The sequence below is a fragment of the Bacillus sp. P4_D3 genome, from assembly GCF_056401855.1.
In genome coordinates this window covers 1-838 of the sequence record NZ_JBFUIN010001091.1, presented here as the reverse complement: position 1 = coordinate 838, position 838 = coordinate 1, and the positions used below count along the sequence as shown (strand labels likewise).

General features: G+C 33.9%; 2 protein-coding genes. Both read left to right on the top strand.

What is annotated here, in order from left to right; all coding sequences use genetic code 11:
- The coding region (locus tag AC1DTM_RS29460; RefSeq protein ID WP_477001587.1) for a DUF4318 domain-containing protein at positions 1-185 on the top strand (185 nt) is incomplete at its 5' end.
- Positions 186-346: 161 nt separating this feature from the next.
- A complete protein-coding gene (locus tag AC1DTM_RS29455) occupies positions 347-685 on the top strand; it encodes a single-stranded DNA-binding protein (protein WP_088099017.1) in 339 nt (112 codons plus the stop codon).
- Positions 686-838 lie beyond the last annotated feature (153 nt).

Sequence of the window (838 nt, the reverse complement as noted above, 5' to 3'; positions counted from 1 at the left end):
CTTTAACATATCCATCAGCAGAAGTCATTCGTTCAGCTATTGAAGGATATGCGGCTGAATGTAATGGGGAATTAAAATTTGAGAGTAAAGTTAAACCGATTATTTTTAACTTGGAAAATGTAATGTACTGCGCTGAAATAAAGATGGATCGCGGAGGATATTACATATCTTGCAGTGAAGTATAATATTTTTGGAAACCTTACATGTTTAAACTATGTAGGGTTTCTTTTTTAGTTTTGTAAGATATAAAGTAATATTTTTTATTTACAAACATGCTGTTTTGTACTTTTTACCCTTCCAACATTTTTCTTTACAATGAAGAAAAATATGTGAGGTGGTATAACTTATGATGAATCGAGTTGTATTAATCGGTAGATTGACAAAGGAGCCAGAATTATACTACACAAAACAAGGAGTCGCTTATGCACGAATATGTGTTGCGGTGAATAGAGGTTTTCGAAATAGTTTAGGTGAACAACAAGTCGATTTTATAAATTGTATTGTTTGGCGAAAATCGGCTGAAAATGTAACAGAATATTGTATGAAGGGCTCACTTGTTGGGATTACCGGGCGTATTCATACGAGTAATTACGATGATGAGCAAGGAAAGAGAGTATATAGAACTGAAGTTGTGATTGAGAGTATTACATTTTTGGAGAGAAGGCGGGAGGGTGCATCGCAATAATATTAGAATTTTAATGATAGTTTCGGATTGATTAGGTGGAAAGAGAAAGAATGAAAAAGTATGATGCTGGGAAGAAATCAGCAAAATTAAGCATCCGAGTAGGAGTATAGAGTGATAACATGTTACAATACAGCTAAGAACACGCAATAAAGG